This window comes from Roseibium sp. HPY-6 (genome assembly GCF_040530035.1).
In the GTDB taxonomy this organism is placed as follows: domain Bacteria; phylum Pseudomonadota; class Alphaproteobacteria; order Rhizobiales; family Stappiaceae; genus Roseibium.
Genome location: NZ_JBEWCD010000002.1, coordinates 1,279,969 through 1,297,680 on the forward strand (window position 1 = coordinate 1,279,969; position 17,712 = coordinate 1,297,680).

General features: G+C 56.6%; 14 protein-coding genes. 9 read left to right on the forward strand and 5 right to left on the reverse strand.

The window, feature by feature from the left end; translation table 11 throughout:
* Positions 1-3: 3 nt before the first annotated feature.
* Positions 4-1,137, reverse strand: a complete 1,134-nt coding sequence (locus ABVF61_RS17325) for a PA0069 family radical SAM protein (protein ID WP_353994782.1) — start codon at positions 1,135-1,137, stop codon at positions 4-6.
* Between the two features lie 110 nt (positions 1,138-1,247).
* Between ABVF61_RS17325 and ABVF61_RS17330 the strand changes: the two genes are divergently transcribed.
* Complete coding sequence (locus tag ABVF61_RS17330) at positions 1,248-1,943, forward strand: glycosyltransferase (protein WP_353994783.1); 696 nt, start codon at positions 1,248-1,250, stop codon at positions 1,941-1,943.
* A gap of 11 nt (positions 1,944-1,954) precedes the next feature.
* Here ABVF61_RS17330 and ABVF61_RS17335 read toward each other — a convergent pair whose 3' ends face one another.
* Genes ABVF61_RS17335 through moaB form a run of 3 tightly spaced genes read right to left on the reverse strand, consistent with a single transcriptional unit; the run spans position 1,955 to position 4,012 of the window.
* Positions 1,955-2,923, reverse strand: coding sequence for a glutathione S-transferase family protein (locus ABVF61_RS17335; RefSeq protein WP_353994784.1), 969 nt, complete (start codon positions 2,921-2,923; stop codon positions 1,955-1,957).
* Between the two features lie 26 nt (positions 2,924-2,949).
* Positions 2,950-3,450 carry a GNAT family N-acetyltransferase gene (locus tag ABVF61_RS17340; protein WP_353994785.1) on the reverse strand — a complete coding sequence of 167 codons (501 nt, stop codon included), beginning with the start codon at positions 3,448-3,450 and terminating at the stop codon, positions 2,950-2,952.
* A gap of 4 nt (positions 3,451-3,454) precedes the next feature.
* Positions 3,455-4,012, reverse strand: coding sequence for a molybdenum cofactor biosynthesis protein B (gene moaB, locus ABVF61_RS17345; protein WP_353994786.1), 558 nt, complete (start codon positions 4,010-4,012; stop codon positions 3,455-3,457).
* A gap of 186 nt (positions 4,013-4,198) precedes the next feature.
* On the opposite strand from moaB, the gene ABVF61_RS17350 reads away from it, so the two are divergent.
* From ABVF61_RS17350 to ABVF61_RS17380, 7 genes are all read left to right on the forward strand, one after another.
* Positions 4,199-5,425, forward strand: a complete 1,227-nt coding sequence (locus tag ABVF61_RS17350; RefSeq protein WP_353994787.1) for an aminotransferase-like domain-containing protein — start codon at positions 4,199-4,201, stop codon at positions 5,423-5,425.
* A 35-nt stretch (positions 5,426-5,460) separates the two neighbouring features.
* Positions 5,461-6,108, forward strand: a complete 648-nt coding sequence (locus ABVF61_RS17355; protein ID WP_353994788.1) for a ceramidase domain-containing protein — start codon at positions 5,461-5,463, stop codon at positions 6,106-6,108.
* 117 nt (positions 6,109-6,225) lie between these two features.
* Positions 6,226-8,520 (forward strand): NADP-dependent malic enzyme, encoded by a 2,295-nt coding sequence (locus ABVF61_RS17360; RefSeq protein ID WP_353994789.1) that lies wholly within the window; start codon positions 6,226-6,228, stop codon positions 8,518-8,520.
* A gap of 93 nt (positions 8,521-8,613) precedes the next feature.
* The gene (locus ABVF61_RS17365; RefSeq protein ID WP_353994790.1) at positions 8,614-8,931 is read left to right on the forward strand and encodes a chorismate mutase; all 318 of its coding nucleotides are present in this window, start codon (positions 8,614-8,616) and stop codon (positions 8,929-8,931) included.
* 104 nt (positions 8,932-9,035) lie between these two features.
* Positions 9,036-10,157 (forward strand): PQQ-dependent sugar dehydrogenase, encoded by a 1,122-nt coding sequence (locus tag ABVF61_RS17370; protein ID WP_353994791.1) that lies wholly within the window; start codon positions 9,036-9,038, stop codon positions 10,155-10,157.
* A 332-nt stretch (positions 10,158-10,489) separates the two neighbouring features.
* A complete protein-coding gene (locus tag ABVF61_RS17375) occupies positions 10,490-11,791 on the forward strand; it encodes a DEAD/DEAH box helicase (protein WP_353994792.1) in 1,302 nt (433 codons plus the stop codon).
* Between the two features lie 917 nt (positions 11,792-12,708).
* Positions 12,709-13,830: a serine hydrolase domain-containing protein gene (locus ABVF61_RS17380; RefSeq protein ID WP_353994793.1), complete on the forward strand. Its 1,122-nt coding sequence runs from the start codon at positions 12,709-12,711 to the stop codon at positions 13,828-13,830.
* Positions 13,831-14,794: 964 nt separating this feature from the next.
* On the opposite strand, the gene ABVF61_RS17385 is transcribed toward ABVF61_RS17380, so the two are convergent.
* Positions 14,795-16,471 carry an electron transfer flavoprotein-ubiquinone oxidoreductase gene (locus ABVF61_RS17385; RefSeq protein WP_353994794.1) on the reverse strand — a complete coding sequence of 559 codons (1,677 nt, stop codon included), beginning with the start codon at positions 16,469-16,471 and terminating at the stop codon, positions 14,795-14,797.
* A gap of 314 nt (positions 16,472-16,785) precedes the next feature.
* Between ABVF61_RS17385 and ABVF61_RS17390 the strand changes: the two genes are divergently transcribed.
* Positions 16,786-17,673 (forward strand): uracil-DNA glycosylase, encoded by an 888-nt coding sequence (locus tag ABVF61_RS17390; protein ID WP_353994795.1) that lies wholly within the window; start codon positions 16,786-16,788, stop codon positions 17,671-17,673.
* Positions 17,674-17,712: the final 39 nt, after the last annotated feature.

Here is a 17,712-nt window from a genome sequence, read left to right on the forward strand (position 1 = left end):
AACCTAAAAGAGGTCGAGTTGCACACCACCTTTTTGGGGTTGGACGAAGTCTGTAGCATTGAGTTTCTTTCGCCGCAGGTTGAGTCCCAGGCGCTTTGCGGCCAGTGAAAACCGCTTGGCAATCTGGTCCGCATAAGGACCGCGTCCGCGCAGACGCTCGCCCCATTTTGCGTCATAGTCCTTGCCGCCGCGCATGGAGCGAACGAGGCTCATTACATGTCGGTAGCGATCCGGTCGCTCCCGCAGCAGCCAGTCGCGGAAGAGTTCGGAAACTTCGAGCGGCAGGCGCAACAGCACGAAACTTGCCTCGGTCGCACCTTGGCTGGCTGCGGCCTCAAGCACAGCTTCGATTTCGCTGTCGGTCAGGGCGGGTATGACAGGCGCCATCATGACCGCTACGGGAACGCCCGCATCCGAAAGCGACCGGATTGCCCCAAGACGTTTGTGCGGCGCAGAGGCGCGCGGTTCCATTGCGCGCGCGAGCTTTCTGTCGAGCGTTGTGACTGAGAGGGCCACCTTGACCAGATTGCGTTCTGCCAGCCTGGAGAGGATGTCGATGTCACGGGTCACGAGAGATGACTTCGTGACGATGGCAACCGGGTGCGAACAGCTATCCATGACCTCCAGGATCTCGCGCATGAGGTGATAGCTCTTTTCAAGGGGCTGATAGGGATCGGTGTTGGTGCCAATGGCGATCACGCGCGGCGTATAGCCGGGCCTGGACAATTCGCGCTCCAGCAGCGCCGCCGCATTGGGCTTCGCGAACAGCCTCGTTTCGAAATCCAGTCCCGGGGACAAGCCCATGTAAGCGTGCGTCGGCCGGGCGAAGCAATAGATACAACCGTGCTCACAACCCCGGTAGGGATTGATAGAGCGGTCAAATGAGAGATCCGGTGACTGGTTGCGGGTGATAATCGTGCGGGCACGCTCTTCCTGCACCTCTGTTTTGAGGGGCGGGAGGTCATCCAGCGTCTCCCATCCGTCGTCGAAACTTTCCCGCGACACAGGTTCATAACGGCCGGAAGCATTTGTTGCTGCGGCCCGGCCTCTGCGCCTTTCCCCCGGAAGCCGTGAGACGTCAGGATCTGTGGGTTCTTCCAGCGTCAGATCAACCTCAGAGTGTAGCGCGGAGCTCATGAAAACATATCGATGTGGATTGAGAACATATCAGGAACATTAGCTCAAAAATCACGTAATACAACCCGCATATTTCGCACTTGCGAATTTTTGATGTAAAAGACTGCACCATGATCAGTGTCATAGTACCGACAAAGAACTCAGAGACCGAGCTTGTACACTCACTTTCGTCTCTGGTGACAGCTGCTGCCGAAGGCGTCATACGGGAAGTCATCGTTGTGGATGGCGGCTCGAGTGACGGGACCGAGTGCGTTGCCGATGCTGCCGGGTGTCATTGGGTGAGTTGCAAATCCATGTCTCGCAGCGAGCGCCTGGCTTATGGGGCAGGGCTCGCGCGACGCGGCGACTGGCTGTTGTTCCTGCGCCCTGAAACCTTGCTGGAAAGCGGCTGGCATCACGAAGCCCAGGCGTTTATCGAGCGGGCAACCAGGGCGCCCAACGGAACACGGACCGCAGCAAGTTTCCGTCTCAGGTACGAAGCCTTCAGCATGAGCGCCCGTATAAGTGAATCGATCGCCGCGCTCCGATCCCAGCTTCTGGGAATGCCTTATGGCAACCAGGGCCTTCTGATCTCACGGCAGTTTTATCAAAAACTGGGCGGTCACCGGCCTTTGCCGGAGCTCGAGGATCTTGATATCGCCAAGCGGATTGGCCGCGCCCGGATCGTCTTTCTGCGCGCAGCGGCCGTGACGTCGGGAGAATCGGAAGGCGACAGCAGCGTATCGCGTTTCCGCCAGGGTCTGGCGCGGTTTTGCGTCGGCACGCTGCGCATCCCGGCGAGCGTTGCCGTCAAGCTGCATGGCTAGGCACGCTTGACTCAAGCGGCGGCCAACGGTTCAGAAAAATCGACGATTGGCCCGAGCGGCACGATACCGTGTGGATTGCGGACATCGCTCCTTGAATGATAGCCGCGACGGTAAATGTCGAGCTTGACGGTCTCGGCAACGCCCGGCAGAGCGTAAAAACGGCGCGCATAGGCCCACAGTCCTGGATAATCAATCAGCCGTCGTTGGTTGCACTTGAAAGCGCTCCAGTAGGCGACGTCAAAGCGTGCGAGAGTTGGAAAGAGACGAATGTCGGCCTCCGTCAGAGTGTCGCCAAGGAGCCATCGACTGTTTTCAAGCGTTTTTTCGATACGGTCCAGGGCCTCAAAGACGCCTTTAACGCCTTCTTCATAGGCCGATTGGGAACGCGCGAACCCGGCCCGGTACACTCCGTTGTTAAGTTTCGGGTAGATGAAACTGTTCCATTCATCGATCGCTTCGCGCAGGTCTTGAGGGAAGAAATCCGTCTTGTTATCGCAAACGCTCTGAAAAGCGCCGTTGAACATGCGTATGATTTCAGCCGACTCGTTGCTCACCAGACGGCCCGGCTTCGTGTCCCAGAGCACGGGAACCGTGACGCGGCCGGTATAGGTGTCCGTTCCGGCGGAATAGACCTCGTGCAGCGCTGAAGCTCCTGAAAGCGTGTCGACATAACCGTTGTCCGGATCAAAGACCCATCCGTCTTCCGTTCGCTTCGGCGCGAGCACGGATATCGGAACGTGCTGCTGCAACCCCTTGAGCGCGCGCATCAGCAGCGTGCGGTGCGCCCAGGGACAATTCCACGCAACATAAAGATGGTACCGGCCGCTTTCCGCCTTGAACCCGGCCTCACCTGATGGGCCCGCCGAACCGTCTTCTGTCACCCAGTTCCGGATTTGCGCCTTGGACCTTTCGAACCGGTCGGAGGCCACGGTATCGCCGGTCGCATTCGGGTCCCAGGTGCCGTCTACAAGAAGTCCCATGAGTGTCTCCGGTTTGCTGGTGATGGTTACAAGGTTCGGGTCATGCGGACGGAAGGAAAGATGACACCACCCGGTAGTTTGAGGGAATATGGCTCGACAGGCAGAAAACCGCACGCGCGGTAGAACGCTTCGCCGTTCAGCGTTGAATAGCAATTGAGTTCGCTTAGCCCGGTTGCTGTGGCATCCGCAACGCACCGGTCCATCAAGGTCCGGCCGATACCCTTGCCGACATGGTCGGGATCGGTACCGAAGTGCCTGATGTTGCCGTTCGAAGCCGTGTCGTCCTGTCCGGTCGGGGAGTGTTTCGTCCATCCGCCGACACCCACGATCTGGCCGGCAGACGTTTCGCACAGATAGTATGTGCCGGACGTTAGCAGATCGGGTTGCGCGACAGTGATCAGGGGGAGTGCAGCGTCCAGCGTCTCCTGGTCGTATGCGTCCGCAAGCAGCGCCGCATAGCTTTTGACAAGCAAAGAGGAGACAGCGTCAGCATCAGTGATGTCGGTCGGGCGGAGCGAAACGGACATGCTGTCAGGCTTCCTGCAGCTTCCCGCGTTTCAGGTGCTCATCCAGACGGGGCATGATTTCCACGAAGTTGCATGGCATGTGGCGGTAATCGAGCTGCATCTTCAAAATCCCGTCCCAGGCGTCCTTGCAGGCGCCGGGCGAGCCGGGAAGGGCAAAGATATAAGTTGCACCGGCAACACCACCCGTTGCGCGGGACTGGATCGTCGAGGTCCCGATCTTGTCGTAAGAAATTCGGTGAAAGACCTCGGAAAACCCGTCCATGCGTTTTTCGAAAAGAGGTTCCATGGCTTCCGGCGTTACATCCCGTCCTGTGAATCCGGTGCCGCCCGTCGAAATGATCACATCAACGCCTTCATCGGCGATCCAGGTGCGGACCGTGTCCTGAATGGCCGGAATGTCATCCTGGACGATCTTGCGGTCAGCAAGCACGTGTCCCGCCTTTGTCAACCGGTCCGCCAGTGTGTTCCCAGACCTGTCATCTTCAGGCTTGCGTGTGTCCGAGACAGTCAGGACGGCGATGTTCAGCGGGATGAAGGGTCGGGAGTCATCAATTCGCGACATGGAAATCTCCTTTGTCCTCAAGACATAGGGGAAGAACGGCGCCGCTTCCAGTGACCGGGCCCAACTTCATGCGCAGACAATCGCCGCGAAATAAAATTACAAAAAATAACAAGATTGGGACACTTGCAAAATAAATAGGTCAGTATTATTGACTTAAATAACATCAAAACAATTTTCGAGACAACCATGACGACCTGGGACAGCCTCTACGCACGACGTGCCACCCGCATGCGCGCTTCTGAAATCCGTGAACTTTTGAAGCTCCTCGACCGTCCGGATGTGATTTCGTTTGCCGGCGGCATTCCGGACCCTGCGCTCTTTCCGGCACACGCTTTCAAGGAAGCCTATGGCGAAATCCTGGGCGGGCCTGATGCGGAAAAGGCGCTTCAATACGGCATCAGCGAAGGCAGTCTGAGGCTGCGCCAATGGATTGTCAGGCACATGCAGGAACTCGGCGTCTCATGCGGCCCCGAGAACATTCTCATCACCTCCGGGTCCCAGCAGGGCCTCGACTACATCGGCAAGCTGTTTTTGTCGGAAGGCGACACGGCGCTGGTGCAATGGCCGACCTATCTTGGCGCGATCCAGGCTTTCAACGCCTATGAGCTGCACTTCGACCGGTTGGATCCGGGCACAAACCGGCCGGCGGATGACTATTCGTTGAGGGCGTCGCAAAAGGGCGGAGCCGTGAAATTTGCATATCTGTCGCCGGACTTTGCGAATCCGACGGGCCTTTCGCTCGGTCTGGACGAGCGCAGGCAAATCCTCTCGCTTGCAGAAGAACTCGCCTGCGCGGTCATAGAAGACGCTCCCTACGAGAGCCTGCGCTACGATGGCGAGCCGGTGCCCGCGGTCCTCGCGCTGGACTGTGAGAAAAGCGGAGGCATCGAAAACAGCCGGACGCTTTATTGCGGCAGCTTCTCCAAGTCGCTTTCGCCCGGACTGCGTCTTGGTTGGATCTGCGCAGCCTCCGAAGTCATTTCCAGGCTGGTTCTGATCAAACAGGCGAGCGACCTGAACACACCTGTTCTCAACCAGGAAGCAATGGCGCGTGTCGCCGAGCGAAAATTCGACAGCCATACGGCGCATACCAATAAGATCTACAGGGAGCGCCGCGATGCGATGCTTGCCGCCTTGGAGCGGCATATGCCGGCCGGAGTGCATTGGTCGAGACCGGAAGGTGGCATGTTCATCTGGGTCGAGCTACCGAAGGGAATGGACGCTGCCGGATTGCTGGAACGGTCGGTTGATACCGTCAAGGTTGCATTTGTCCCGGGAGGCGCGTTTCATCCAGATGGGAGTGGTGCCAACACACTACGGTTGAGCTTTTCTTGCGCCAGCCCTGCTCGAATTGAAGAGGGAATTTCACGTCTTGGCGCGATGATTGCCGAAACTGTCACGTCGGGGCTGTAAAGGATACAAAAGAGCAACGAACCGATGTGCCGCAAATGGATCTGACGCAGCAGCTTGACAATTACTGTGAACGTATCGGACCTGAATTCTGGTCGGAACCGTTGAATGCCATAACCAACGCTGCCTTCCTGATCGCGGCCGCAGTCGCATTTCTGATTTGGCGCAGAAAGACACCTGACGATTGGGTGGGCCTTGCGTTGATCGTGATTCTCGCCGCAATCGGTATCGGTTCCTTCCTCTTCCACACGTTTGCAACGGTGTGGGCGGTGCTCGCCGATGTCATTCCGATCGTCATCTTCATTCACGTTTATCTCTATGTCGCGCTCATTCGTTACCTTGAGCTTGCCTGGTGGGCCTCTCTCGGGATTGTCGTCGCCTTCCTCGTCGCAACGGTCCTGTTCGCGGACACGCTTTTCGCACCGCTTGTTGGTTCGTCGGCGGGATACGTACCCGCCCTTCTGGCGATTTTCGTGGTTGGTACTTTGTTTGCCCGCAAGGACAAGAAGCTCGGAGCTCAGGTCCTCCTGACAGGTCTTGTCTTCCTGGCATCGCTGACGTTCCGCACGCTGGACGAGCCGCTCTGTTCCCATATCGAGTTCGGAATTCATTTCATGTGGCATATCCTGAACGCCGTTGTGCTGTTTTTGCTAATACGGGTTCTCATTTTCCAGCGCGCCGGGTAAACCACACAGACACTTCAGGAATTTGCAATTCGGATCGCGAAGCGTCACGCTTCCCAATCACAAGCCAAAGACAAATACAAATACCGAGCGGAACAGGTCAGGGAGCCAGAAAACGTCATGAGCGACAGCAACAAGACTGAACACGATCTGACCGAAGCAGCCCTCTTCTATCACGAGCATCCCAAGCCCGGGAAACTTGAGATCCAGCCGACGAAACCGCTCGGCAACCAGCGCGACCTCGCGCTGGCCTATTCTCCGGGCGTCGCCGCGCCCTGCCTTGAAATCGCCGAAGATCCCGCAAAGGCGGCGCACTACACGTCCCGCGCCAACCTTGTCGCGGTGATTTCAAATGGTACGGCCGTGCTCGGCCTCGGCAATATCGGACCTCTCGCCTCAAAGCCGGTCATGGAAGGCAAGGCGGTCCTGTTCAAGAAGTTTGCCGGGATCGACGTTTTTGACATCGAGGTGGACGAAACCGATGTCGACAAGTTTGTTGACGCCGTTTCGGTGCTGGAGCCCACTTTCGGCGGCATTAATCTGGAAGACATAAAAGCGCCCGAGTGCTTCATGGTCGAAGCGCGTTTGCGGGAAAAGATGAACATCCCGGTGTTCCATGACGATCAGCATGGAACCGCCATCATCGTCGGCGCTGCAGTCCGTAACGGTCTTCACCTTGCGGGTAAGAAGATTGAAGACGCCAAGATCGTCGCGTCCGGCGCAGGCGCGGCGGCACTCGCGTGCCTGAACATGCTGGTGTCGCTCGGCGCTAAGCGCGAAAACATCTGGATCACCGACATCGAAGGCGTCGTTTATGAAGGCCGCGAAAAGCTCATGGACGAGTGGAAGTCGGTATTTGCACAGCCAACCGACAAGCGCACCCTGGACGATATCATCGAGGGTGCTGATGTTTTTCTCGGTCTGTCTGTCGGCGGCGTGCTCAAGCCGCATATGGTCGAGAAAATGGGCAAGGGGCCGCTCATTCTCGCGCTTGCCAATCCGAATCCGGAAATCATGCCGGAGGACGCATTGTCCGTACGCGATGATGTTGTCATGTGCACGGGCAGGTCAGACTACCCGAACCAGGTGAACAACGTTCTCTGTTTTCCGTTCATTTTCCGCGGTGCGCTCGATGTCGGCGCAACAACGATCAACGAGGAAATGAAACGGGCAGCTGTTGAGGCGATCGCAGGACTGGCGCAGGAAGAACCTTCCGATGTTGTGGCGCGTGCGTACGGTGGCAAGACGGAAACCTTCGGGCCCAATTACCTGATCCCGTCCCCGTTTGACCAAAGGCTGATCCTGCGCATTGCGCCTGCTGTTGCCAAGGCGGCGATGGAGTCCGGCGTCGCGACCCGTCCGATTACGGACTTCGATGCCTATTACGACAGGCTGAACCGTTTCGTCTTCCGGTCGGGCCTGATCATGAAGCCGATCATTCAGAACGCTTCGAAAGATCCGAAAAAGATCATTTATGCCGAAGGGGAAGACGAACGTGTGCTGCGCGCCGCGCAGGTGCTGATCGAAGACCATATTGCAAAACCCATCCTGGTCGGACGGCCCGATGTCCTCAAGCAGCGCTGTGAACGCTTTGGCCTCAAGATCCGTCCCGATGTCGATTTTGAATACGTCAACCCGCAGGAAGATCCGCGGTACCGCGACTATGTAGATGAGTATTTCGAATGCGTCGGACGCCTCGGCATGCCACCCAATGCCGCCCGCACGGTTGTGCGCACCAACGCAACAGTCATCTCGGCCCTCGCGGTCCGGCGCGGTGATGCAGACGCCGTCATATGCGGTTTGGAAGGGCGCTTCATTCGCCATCTTCGCGACATCAAGCAAGTCATCGGCGTTTGTGAAACGGCCAAGGACCTGTCGGCAATGTCGCTGCTGATCAACAGCCAGGGTGCGCTGTTCATGTCGGATACGTTCGTCACCGAGAACCCTACCGCTGTCGAGATTTCGGAAATGGCGGTTCTAGCAGCTGAAGAAATCCGGCGCTTTGGCATCGAGCCGAAGATCGCCCTGCTGTCCATGTCCAATTTCGGCTCAAGGGATACGGCTTCCTCGCGCAAGATGCGTGAAGCGCTTGAACTGATCTGGGAACGCCATCCCGAGCTCGAAGCCGACGGCGAGATGCACGGCGATTCCGCTCTCAGCGAGGCTTTGCGCGAGAGTGTCATGCCGGGCAGCAAATTGAAGGGGGAGGCCAATCTGCTGCTTTTCCCGAACCTTGATTCCGCCAATATCGCGCACAACCTTCTGAAGGTCGCGACACAAGCGCTTCACGTCGGTCCAATTCTGCTCGGCGCTGCGAAGACGGCGCACATTCTGACACCGTCGGTGACCTCGCGCGGGGTCGTCAACATGTCGGCGCTCGCTTGCGTGGAAGCCCAGACACGGCTGGCCGACTGATCTGCTGTTCTGCGCTACAGCATTGTCGATCAAAAAACTCCAGGACGCGGACCGGGATACCGGTTCGCGGGTACAGATATCCCGCAAACCCGGATGGTGAACGTGAAAACGCCTGTGGACTGCCTCACCAAAGAAGACGTTCGTGATGAAATCGATCGGCTCGACGAAAAACTCGTTCGGCTGTTCGCGGAGCGACAAGGCTTCGTGCGGCGAATGTCGGAGCTCAAACAGCATCCCGATGAAGCTTTCGATGCGGAACGCATCGAAAAGATGATTGCCGTTATCAGGAAGCGGGCCGAGGAACTTGGTCTTGAAGCCGATCAGGTGGATCTCGTCTGGCGCACGCTGATCGACTGGAACATAGCCTTCGAGCAGCGCGTGATTGCGCACCGCCTCGAAAAGAGCGCTTGAGTGCCAAACCTAACGCCATATTGATGATTTTTAATGGTACCGCGTCTGTTCGTGGTCGCGAGAGTTCCTAATTAAGGTCAAAACCTTTTGCTCTGGAGCCCATCATGAATGCCCGCCGTTTTTTCGCAATCTCCACTGCAGCCCTCAGCATTCTGGCCGCTCCGGCCGCGTTGGCACCTGCAGCCGCGCAAAACTCTGTAAACCTGGAAACGGTGACTGACGGCTTGTCTTATCCCTGGGGTGTCGCTTTTCTGCCGAACGGGGGCTACCTGGTAACCGAGCGCGACGGGCTGCTGAAATTCGTATCTGGCGATGGCGAGCAGAGTGTCGTTCCGGGAACGCCGGAAGTCTTTGCACAAGGTCAGGGCGGCATGCTCGACATCGCGCTGAGCCCGAACTTTGCATCCGACCAGACTGTTTTCCTGACATTCTCGCAAGGCTCTCCTGAAGGAGCCGGTACATCACTCTTCCGCGCGAAACTGTCGCCCGAAGGGGGCGGCTATAGGCTGGAAGACGGAGAAACGATCTTCCGGGCCAACAACAGGGGATACGGTGGCCGCCACTTCGGCTCTCGGCTTGCCTTTGCACCCGACGGAAACCTCTTCATGACATTGGGCGACAGAGGCGATGGTCCGCGTTCTCAGGACACACTGGATCATACAGGCTCCGTCCTTCGCTTGACGGCCGACGGTGAACCTGTCGCCGGCAATCCGTTCGAGGGAAGCGCGGAGCATAAACCCGAGATATGGTCTATCGGACACAGGAACCCGCAAAGCGCTGCGATCAATCCTTCAAACGGCGTCCTTTGGACTGTCGAGCATGGTGCACGTGGTGGCGATGAGATCAATATTCCGGAGGCAGGCAAGAACTACGGCTGGCCGGTGATATCGTATGGAAAGCACTATACCGGCGGCAAGATCGGTGAGGGGACAGCCAAGGACGGCATGGAACAGCCCATTCACTATTGGGACCCTTCGATCGCACCCTCCGGAATGGCTTTCGTCAACAGCGACCTCTATCCTGACTGGCAGGGTGACCTTCTGGTCGGTGCGCTGCGTGGCCGGCATCTTTCGAAACTCGAACTGGACGGCGACAAGGTTGTCTCCGAACAACAATTGCTGTCAGAGCTTGGGGAAAGGATCCGCGACGTGCGTCAGGCTCCGGACGGATACCTCTATGTCCTCACCGACAGCGATGACGGCCGTCTGATCAGGCTCGTGCCCTGATCAAAGGCGAGAGGCCAAGCGCGACGCGAGTCAGGCGCGTGGCTTGACATTTTGCATCGGGAAGCAGATATACCGCACTGCAATTGCTGCCGCGTGAGCAGAGACAACGCGCCGAGTTCCCCGCCCAGGGGCACGACATCTTTGGCCTGGACTTTCCCAGTTGCACAGATCATGAGCCTGATACGAGGCTCAACCAGTTCCCATGTCACGCGAGGGTCTGGCGGCATAGAGACGGAACGATACGGGTCCGGCTGCCGCGCACCGACACCAATCCGCAAGCTTAAGACTTGCGGTGACAGGAGCGCTTTGGCGCTCGAAGCAAGGAAATGATATTGACCGATTTTCACAACCTGGGACTTTCCGATGGCCTGTTGAAGGCAATTTCGGAAAACGGCTACGCTTCTCCCACGCCGATCCAGGAAAAAGCTATTCCCCTCATTCTTGAAGGGCGCGACCTCATGGGGCTCGCGCAAACGGGCACCGGCAAAACCGCAGCCTTCGGACTGCCGCTGATTGACCGCCTGCTGGCCGACAATGAAGCTGCACGGCCTAAGGGAACCCGGGCCCTGATACTGGCCCCGACCCGGGAACTTGTGAACCAGATCGCAAAAAACCTGATTGCCTATCTGAAAGCGACGCCCTTGCGCGTTTCATCCGTTGTTGGCGGCGTGTCGATTAACGGGCAGATCAAGCGGCTTTCAAAAGGAACCGATATTCTGGTAGCTACACCTGGCCGCCTGCTTGACCTGGTCGACCGCAAGGCAGTCGATCTTGGAACGGCGTCTTATCTGGTTCTGGACGAGGCCGACCAGATGCTGGATCTCGGCTTCATTCATGCACTGCGCAGGATCGCCGGGCTGGTCCGGGACGACCGGCAAACGCTTCTGTTTTCAGCAACGATGCCGAAACAGATCGCGGACCTGGCCCGCACTTATCTGCACGATCCTGTGCGGGTTGAAGTCGTCCCCGCTGGTCGTACTGCGGACAAGGTCACGCAGTCGGTGCATTTCATGGATCAAAAATCCAAGACCGATTTTCTTCTCCACCAATTGCAATCCAACCCAGACGGATTGTCGCTGGTATTCTGCCGGACCAAGCATGGTGCGGAGCGGTTGATGCGCAAGCTTTCACAAGGCGGCATAGCAGCGGGCTCCATTCATGGAAACAAGAGCCAGAACCAGCGTGACAGAGCCATTCGTGACCTGAAGGATGGCAAGATCAACGTTCTTGTTGCAACTGATGTTGCAGCGCGTGGTATCGACATTCCTGGCGTGAGTCATGTCTTCAATTTCGAGTTGCCGGAAGTCGCCGAAGCTTATGTGCATCGCATCGGCAGAACCGCGCGTGCGGGAGCCGACGGTGAGGCGGTCGCACTGTGCGCTCCTGAGGAAATAGGGCTGTTTCGCCAGATCGAGAAACTGATCGGGATCGACATTCCGGTTGCCGGAGGTGAGGTTCCTCCGCTCTCCGCTGCTGCCAGCCGTGGAAAGCGCGGTGGTCAGAACAGGGGCGGCCATGCCAAACAGCCGTCCAAGAAACCCGCACACAAACGGTCTTCAAAAGGGCACAACGACAATGCCGCTTCAAGGCCTTCGAAGCGTCGTAGACCCAACAACCGCAAGAATGCGGCCTGACCGGTCACAGATTTGTTCAGAAAAACCAAAAAAATTGCACCGGGAAGTGGCCTTCCCGGTGCCAAACCTTGTGGTCGATGGGGTCAGGGGAGCAAGCGCTACCCTGAATGTACTTTTGGAAGCCCTTCAAACCCGAACCGGTGCCGCCGCAGCCCGGACGGGAAGCTGCTGCCTCCTGCCCACAAGGTATCTGACCGTTTCTAGCGACCAGATCTATATTATTCTGGGGAAGTCGCGGAAACCCGCGAACACTGTCAAGGAAACCGCCAAAACATGGCGGAAATCAATCAACTAAGCCCCGTTGACAGTAAAACTAGATTAACTAAATCGAGTCTGCAATTACAACTGAACTTTAGAAAAAATGCATGTGGAAATCCGAAAAGTGTAATATTTTCATATTGTTAAGCGAGTTCTGAGTTCTCAGGTGCCAATTTCCCGCGTAACCATTGATTGAATCAAATTTGCTGAAGCAGTGAGAAGTGCTTTAGTTTCAAAGGATTGTAAAAAACATTCCCTTTATCTATTGTTGTATAGAAAATTCTTATGGGCGTTTATTTTCAATCTGATTTCAATAAGCAGTTGAAAGGTCTAGAAAATCGATCAGGGATTTTCCGATGTGATTTTTGACAATTTACTGCTTCCGGATTGTCGTATTGCAGCGCCTTTATTATCCGTCCGTTCAATTTCAAATCCGATTGCTTATGGGTTCCTCGGTGCGCCTTCATCGGTAGAGACGGTTTTAAAGCCGGATAACCAAGACCCGAATTGCGGGTTCGATAGGGAAGCCCAGCCCCAGCAGCATCCCGTTTCACGCGTTTAACTGCTTCAGATCGGAAATACGGTCTTCCCGCGCCATCATCTTTTATGGACGTGACCTCTCGCGCTTCAGTATCATCCGTTGCCTGAGGAGATCGGTGATGGTCACGCGGCGTGTCCTTTTGTCCAGCCTGTTGGCTGCCGTTTTTCCGCCGGCGGCGGCAGATGCGCGCGGCATGGATGCCGCGCCTTCCGCACGTGCAGATGGCTGGCCCGTTGCAGAACCCGCCAGTGCCAGGCTCGATCCGCAAGCGCTCTCAGAACTCATCGAAATGATCGATGCGGGCGTGAGTGCGCGGAATATCCACGCAGTGCTTGTGGAACATAAGGGGCGATTGGTTTTCGAACATTACTGGCCGGGCGAAGATGGTGAGTACGGCTACGTCGAGCATGGACCCGAAACACTGCACGATATTCGGTCGGTCACAAAAAGCGTGACATCGCTCCTTTTGGGAGTTGCGCTTGACGGTTCGGCGGAAAGCACTCTCTCCCGCCCGATCGGGAGTTTCTTCCCCGAAGCGCGCAACCTGGCGGGAGAGCTGAAAGCGGTGACTTTGCACCATGTTCTTACGATGACGGCCGGCTTCGCGTGGAATGAAACGATCGTTCCCTACAATAGTCAAAACGATTTTATCCGGCTTCTGACGGGTGATGATCCTATTGCTTTTACATTGGCCAAAGAGTTTCTTGATGCGCCTGGTCGCCGCTGGCTCTACAACAGCGGCTTGAGCGAACTTGTCGGCGGCGTGATCGAAAAGCTGACGGGAATGGCGCTGACTGATTACGCCAATAGGGTTCTCTTCGAGCCGCTCCAGATCTCCGACTATGAGTGGTGGCGTCCAACAGCTTGGCCGTCGGATCATTTCCCAAGCGCTTCGGCAGGACTGCGCCTGCGGGCCAGGGATCTGGCCAAGGTCGGCTCGCTCATGTTGCATTCCGGTAGGTGGCGTGGCCGGCAACTGGTGCCGGAAGACTGGATTGAGATATCTACCGCCCGACACGTTGCCAATTCGTGGGAACGATATGGTTATGGTTATTTCTGGTTCCCCGGGGTGCTTTACACCGGGCACAAGGTGATCATGGCCTCCGGGTGGGGCGATCAGCGGCTCTATGTCGTGCCCGACGCAGGATTGGTAATCACGATCTTCGCCGGAAACTATGAAAGCGGGGGCGGCGTGGCCGGAGAACGGATCGCGGGCCGGATCGTTCGCGCGCTGCGTTGATTAGCGCTGCGGTGTTGCAGCACCTGTTGTCTGCGATGAATTGCTGGATGATCCTACATGAATTGACCGCGCAGAAATGAGGTTCAGTTAGAAAATTGACCAATTGGTATAAAAATATCTACTAAGGTCATAGGTTGTGGTTATTTGCTGGATTTTGTAGTTGACGTTTCCGTAAGGTGACTATATGTCGGCACTCGCTGATGCTTTAGTTAATCAAATTTAATAATGCCTTGGCGCAAAACCGGACAGAGATCCGGATCAGGTGCACGTTGGCTCCATCGGAACCTTCGCTCCAAAAAAATCGCCGTTTAACAAAACGGCCCAGGCCTTGTGGCGCGGGCGATCGCGCAACAGATGGACGTCTGGTACGTCCGGCCTTCCAGCTATGCGTAATTGACAACCGCAACAAACCGGTACCCCCACTTTAACCGGTTTGATACAACCCATCGGCCACAAGACGGCAACGCCGGGAAGTCGACTTCCCGGCGTTGTTTGTTTCCGAAACCGATTTTGTAAATTCAATCCATCACACTTGAATGCGCCGTTTGAACGCTGCGAAGATGCAAACGGTGAAGATCGCGAGGAAAATGGCCGTTAGCAAGTAGGGCGGGACCACACAGCCCTCGGCAACACCGGATTCTGTGACTTTGCCACCCAAATGAAATACCCAGTCGAAAGCGAGCATTGCAGCGAGCACGATCGAAACTAGTGCAGAAAACAAACACAGCGATCGATTTCGAAGGAGGAGTGAAATTGAGATCAATCCGACAAAAACAAGATTCGTTGCAGGTGATGCACTAAAGAAGAAGACGGCATCATCAACTTGCGAAACAGGCCCGTGAATGTTGTTCCAGCCAGGCCTTATCTTGTCGCAGACTTCGGCGAACGCGGCACCCGGCAACAGAAACAAAGCGACGGAAGCCGTTCCGATCCAGTGCCGCGTTCTGTGCATCGCCGTCAGAGCTTACATGTTCGGGTAATTCGGCCCGCCTGCGCCCTCCGGCACTGTCCAGGTGATGTTACGGTTCGGGTCTTTGATGTCGCATGTTTTGCAGTGCACGCAGTTTTGCGAGTTGATCTGGAAACGCGGCGCGTCTTCGCCTTCTTCGACCCACTCGTAAACGCCTGCAGGGCAATAGCGGTTTGACGGACCAGCGAAAACATCGTGTTCGGAGGACTTCTGAACGGCCAGGTCGCTGACTTTCAGATGGATCGGCTGGTCTTCTTCGTGGTTGGTGTTCGACAGGAACACCGAAGACAGTTTGTCAAAGGAAACAACGCCATCCGGTTTCGGATAGTCGATCTTCTTGCAATCCTTCGCCGGTTTCAGCGTTTCGGAATCACGCTTGCCGTGCTTCATCGTGCCGAAAAAGGAGAAGCCGAACAATTCATTCGTCCACATGTCGAGACCGCCAAGACCGATCCCGAGCCAGGTGCCGAACTTCGACCAAAGTGGCTTGGCATTACGGACATTTTTCAGATCGTTGCCGATCGCGCTTTCACGCCAGGCCGTGTCAAAATGGGTAAGCTCAGAGTGAGCCTCGCCGCGGCCGATGGCCGACATGACTTCCTCGGCGGCGAGCATGCCCGACAGCATGGCGTTGTGCGATCCCTTGATGCGCGGAACGTTCACGAATCCTGCAGAACACCCCATCAAAAGACCGCCGGGAAAGGAGAGCTTTGGAACCGACTGGTAGCCGCCCTCAGTAATCGCCCTTGCGCCGTACGAGATGCGTTTGCCACCTTCAAAAGTGTCCCGGATTGCGGGATGTGTCTTGAAGCGCTGGAACTCGTCGAAAGGTGACAGCCAGGGATTTTCGTAGTTGAGGTGAACGACGAACCCGACGGCGACCTGATTGTCTTCCAGGTGATAGAGGAACGAACCGCCGCCGGTCTTGCCGTCGAGCGGCCAGCCGAAGGAGTGCTGAACGAGGCCGAGTTGGTGCTTTTCCGGATCAACCTGCCAGAGTTCCTTGATGCCGATCCCGAATTTCGGCACGTCACTGTCCTTGTCGAGGTCGAATTTCTCGATCAGCTGCTTGGCAAGAGATCCGCGGGCACCTTCGCCGATGAGGGTGTACTTGCCACGCAGTTCCATGCCGCGCGTAAACATGGCGTTGGGTTTGCCGTCGCGGCCGATCCCCATGTCGCCGGTCGCGACACCGAGGACTTTGCCCTCATCATCGTAAAGCAGTTCGGCTGCCGCAAAACCCGGATAAATCTCCACACCGAGCGCTTCGGCTTTTTCCGCCAACCAGCGACACACATTGCCAAGGGAGACGATGTAATTGCCGTGATTGTTCATGAGCTTGGGCATGAACAGATTGGGCAGCCGCATGGAACCCGCAGGGCCTAGAACCAGAAAATGATCAGCGGTCACCGCCGTTTTGATCGGCGTATCCTCTTCGCGCCACTCCGGCAGCAGCTGATCGAGAGCGATCGGATCGATAACGGCGCCAGAAAGGATGTGCGCACCCACTTCCGAACCTTTTTCCAGCACGACAACGCTTAGTTCTTCGCCCTTTTCGTTCGCAATCTGTTTCAGCCGGATCGCTGCGGCAAGGCCGGCCGGGCCTGCTCCGACGATCACAACGTCGACATCCATGCTTTCGCGTTCACCAAGCGCGTCTTGTTCGCTCATCATTTTCTCCCTCAAGCCGGCGGGGCTTCATCCGTATCGCCCTGTTTGCAATATTTCGCAGCGCAATACACGATTTTTTTCTATTCTCTTTGCGAAATCCGGCCCCATATTGGTCGAATTTCGCCCAGATAGACCAAAGCCGCATCAAAGCGTCAAGCGAAATAAGTTACGCTTACGTAAGCGGAAATGATTTTGGTTTCACGGGAATAGATGTGTACAGGTGTGTGAAACGCAGTTGTCCTGCACCAAGGCGGCGCTGCGCCGCTTGTACGAACAGGCGTACCGGATAATATCCCGTACCGGAGGCCAATTTCTTGCAACATTCTAGTGAAGACCTGAAAAACATCGAAAGCCTGCTGGAGTTCTATATCGACGCCGGTGTCGATTGTTTTTTGGGTGACAGTCCTGTCGACTGGACGGAGCTAAGCCGGAGGAAGGCTCCGGTGCGGCAACAGCCTCAGGCATCTGAAGTCGCGCACCGGACCGCACCCGCGGAACCGCCCGCGCATGACCGCGCGGCACCGGTTCCCACTGGCTTGGCACCGCAACCGCGAACAGCACAACCAGCCAAACCGAACAATCCAGCTGTCATTCCGGATCGGGAAGTTGTCGCCTCGGCGCGAGACCAGGCCGCGTCGGCCGTGTCACTGGAAGAACTGCGGGCCTGCCTGGAGGCTTTCGACGGATGCAATTTGAAACTGACGGCGAAGAAGCTGGTATTCGCGGACGGCAATCCTGCGGCCCGGTTGATGTTTGTCGGCGAGGCGCCCGGACGCGATGAGGATCTGCAGGGGAAACCGTTTGTCGGCAGGTCCGGTCAGCTTCTGGACCGTATGCTCACAGCTATCGGTCTTGATCGGTCTTCAGCTTACATCGCCAATGTCGTTCCATGGCGTCCGCCGGGTAACCGCACGCCGACACCGCAGGAGACGGAAATCTGCAAGCCCTTCATCAGAAGGCAGATCGAGCTTGTCAACCCGGACGTGATTGTCTTTCTGGGCGCAGCATCCGCAAAGAACCTGTTGGGTGTTCAGGACGGAATTCGAAAGATGCGTGGCCGCTGGATGAAGTATCCGGTCTCAGGTCGTGACATTGATGCGATTGCAACCTATCACCCGGCTTATCTTCTGCGCAGCCCCCTGGAAAAGCGTCTTTCGTGGCGCGATTTTCTCAGCATCCAATTGAAGCTGGAAGGAACCTGACGCGCCGCTCTTCCCCGACGTTAACGCCGTTTTCAGTCT

Bases quoted from the DNA above. Each gene is read 5' to 3' on its own strand.
- ABVF61_RS17325 (WP_353994782.1), bottom strand. From the start codon at position 1,137: ATGAGCTCCGCGCTACACTCTGAGGTTGATCTGACGCTGGAAGAACCC.
- ABVF61_RS17330 (WP_353994783.1), top strand. From the start codon at position 1,248: ATGATCAGTGTCATAGTACCGACAAAGAACTCAGAGACCGAGCTTGTA.
- ABVF61_RS17335 (WP_353994784.1), bottom strand. From the start codon at position 2,923: ATGGGACTTCTTGTAGACGGCACCTGGGACCCGAATGCGACCGGCGAT.
- ABVF61_RS17340 (WP_353994785.1), bottom strand. From the start codon at position 3,450: ATGTCCGTTTCGCTCCGCCCGACCGACATCACTGATGCTGACGCTGTC.
- moaB (WP_353994786.1), bottom strand. From the start codon at position 4,012: ATGTCGCGAATTGATGACTCCCGACCCTTCATCCCGCTGAACATCGCC.
- ABVF61_RS17350 (WP_353994787.1), top strand. From the start codon at position 4,199: ATGACGACCTGGGACAGCCTCTACGCACGACGTGCCACCCGCATGCGC.
- ABVF61_RS17355 (WP_353994788.1), top strand. From the start codon at position 5,461: ATGGATCTGACGCAGCAGCTTGACAATTACTGTGAACGTATCGGACCT.
- ABVF61_RS17360 (WP_353994789.1), top strand. From the start codon at position 6,226: ATGAGCGACAGCAACAAGACTGAACACGATCTGACCGAAGCAGCCCTC.
- ABVF61_RS17365 (WP_353994790.1), top strand. From the start codon at position 8,614: ATGGTGAACGTGAAAACGCCTGTGGACTGCCTCACCAAAGAAGACGTT.
- ABVF61_RS17370 (WP_353994791.1), top strand. From the start codon at position 9,036: ATGAATGCCCGCCGTTTTTTCGCAATCTCCACTGCAGCCCTCAGCATT.
- ABVF61_RS17380 (WP_353994793.1), top strand. From the start codon at position 12,709: ATGGTCACGCGGCGTGTCCTTTTGTCCAGCCTGTTGGCTGCCGTTTTT.
- ABVF61_RS17385 (WP_353994794.1), bottom strand. From the start codon at position 16,471: ATGAGCGAACAAGACGCGCTTGGTGAACGCGAAAGCATGGATGTCGAC.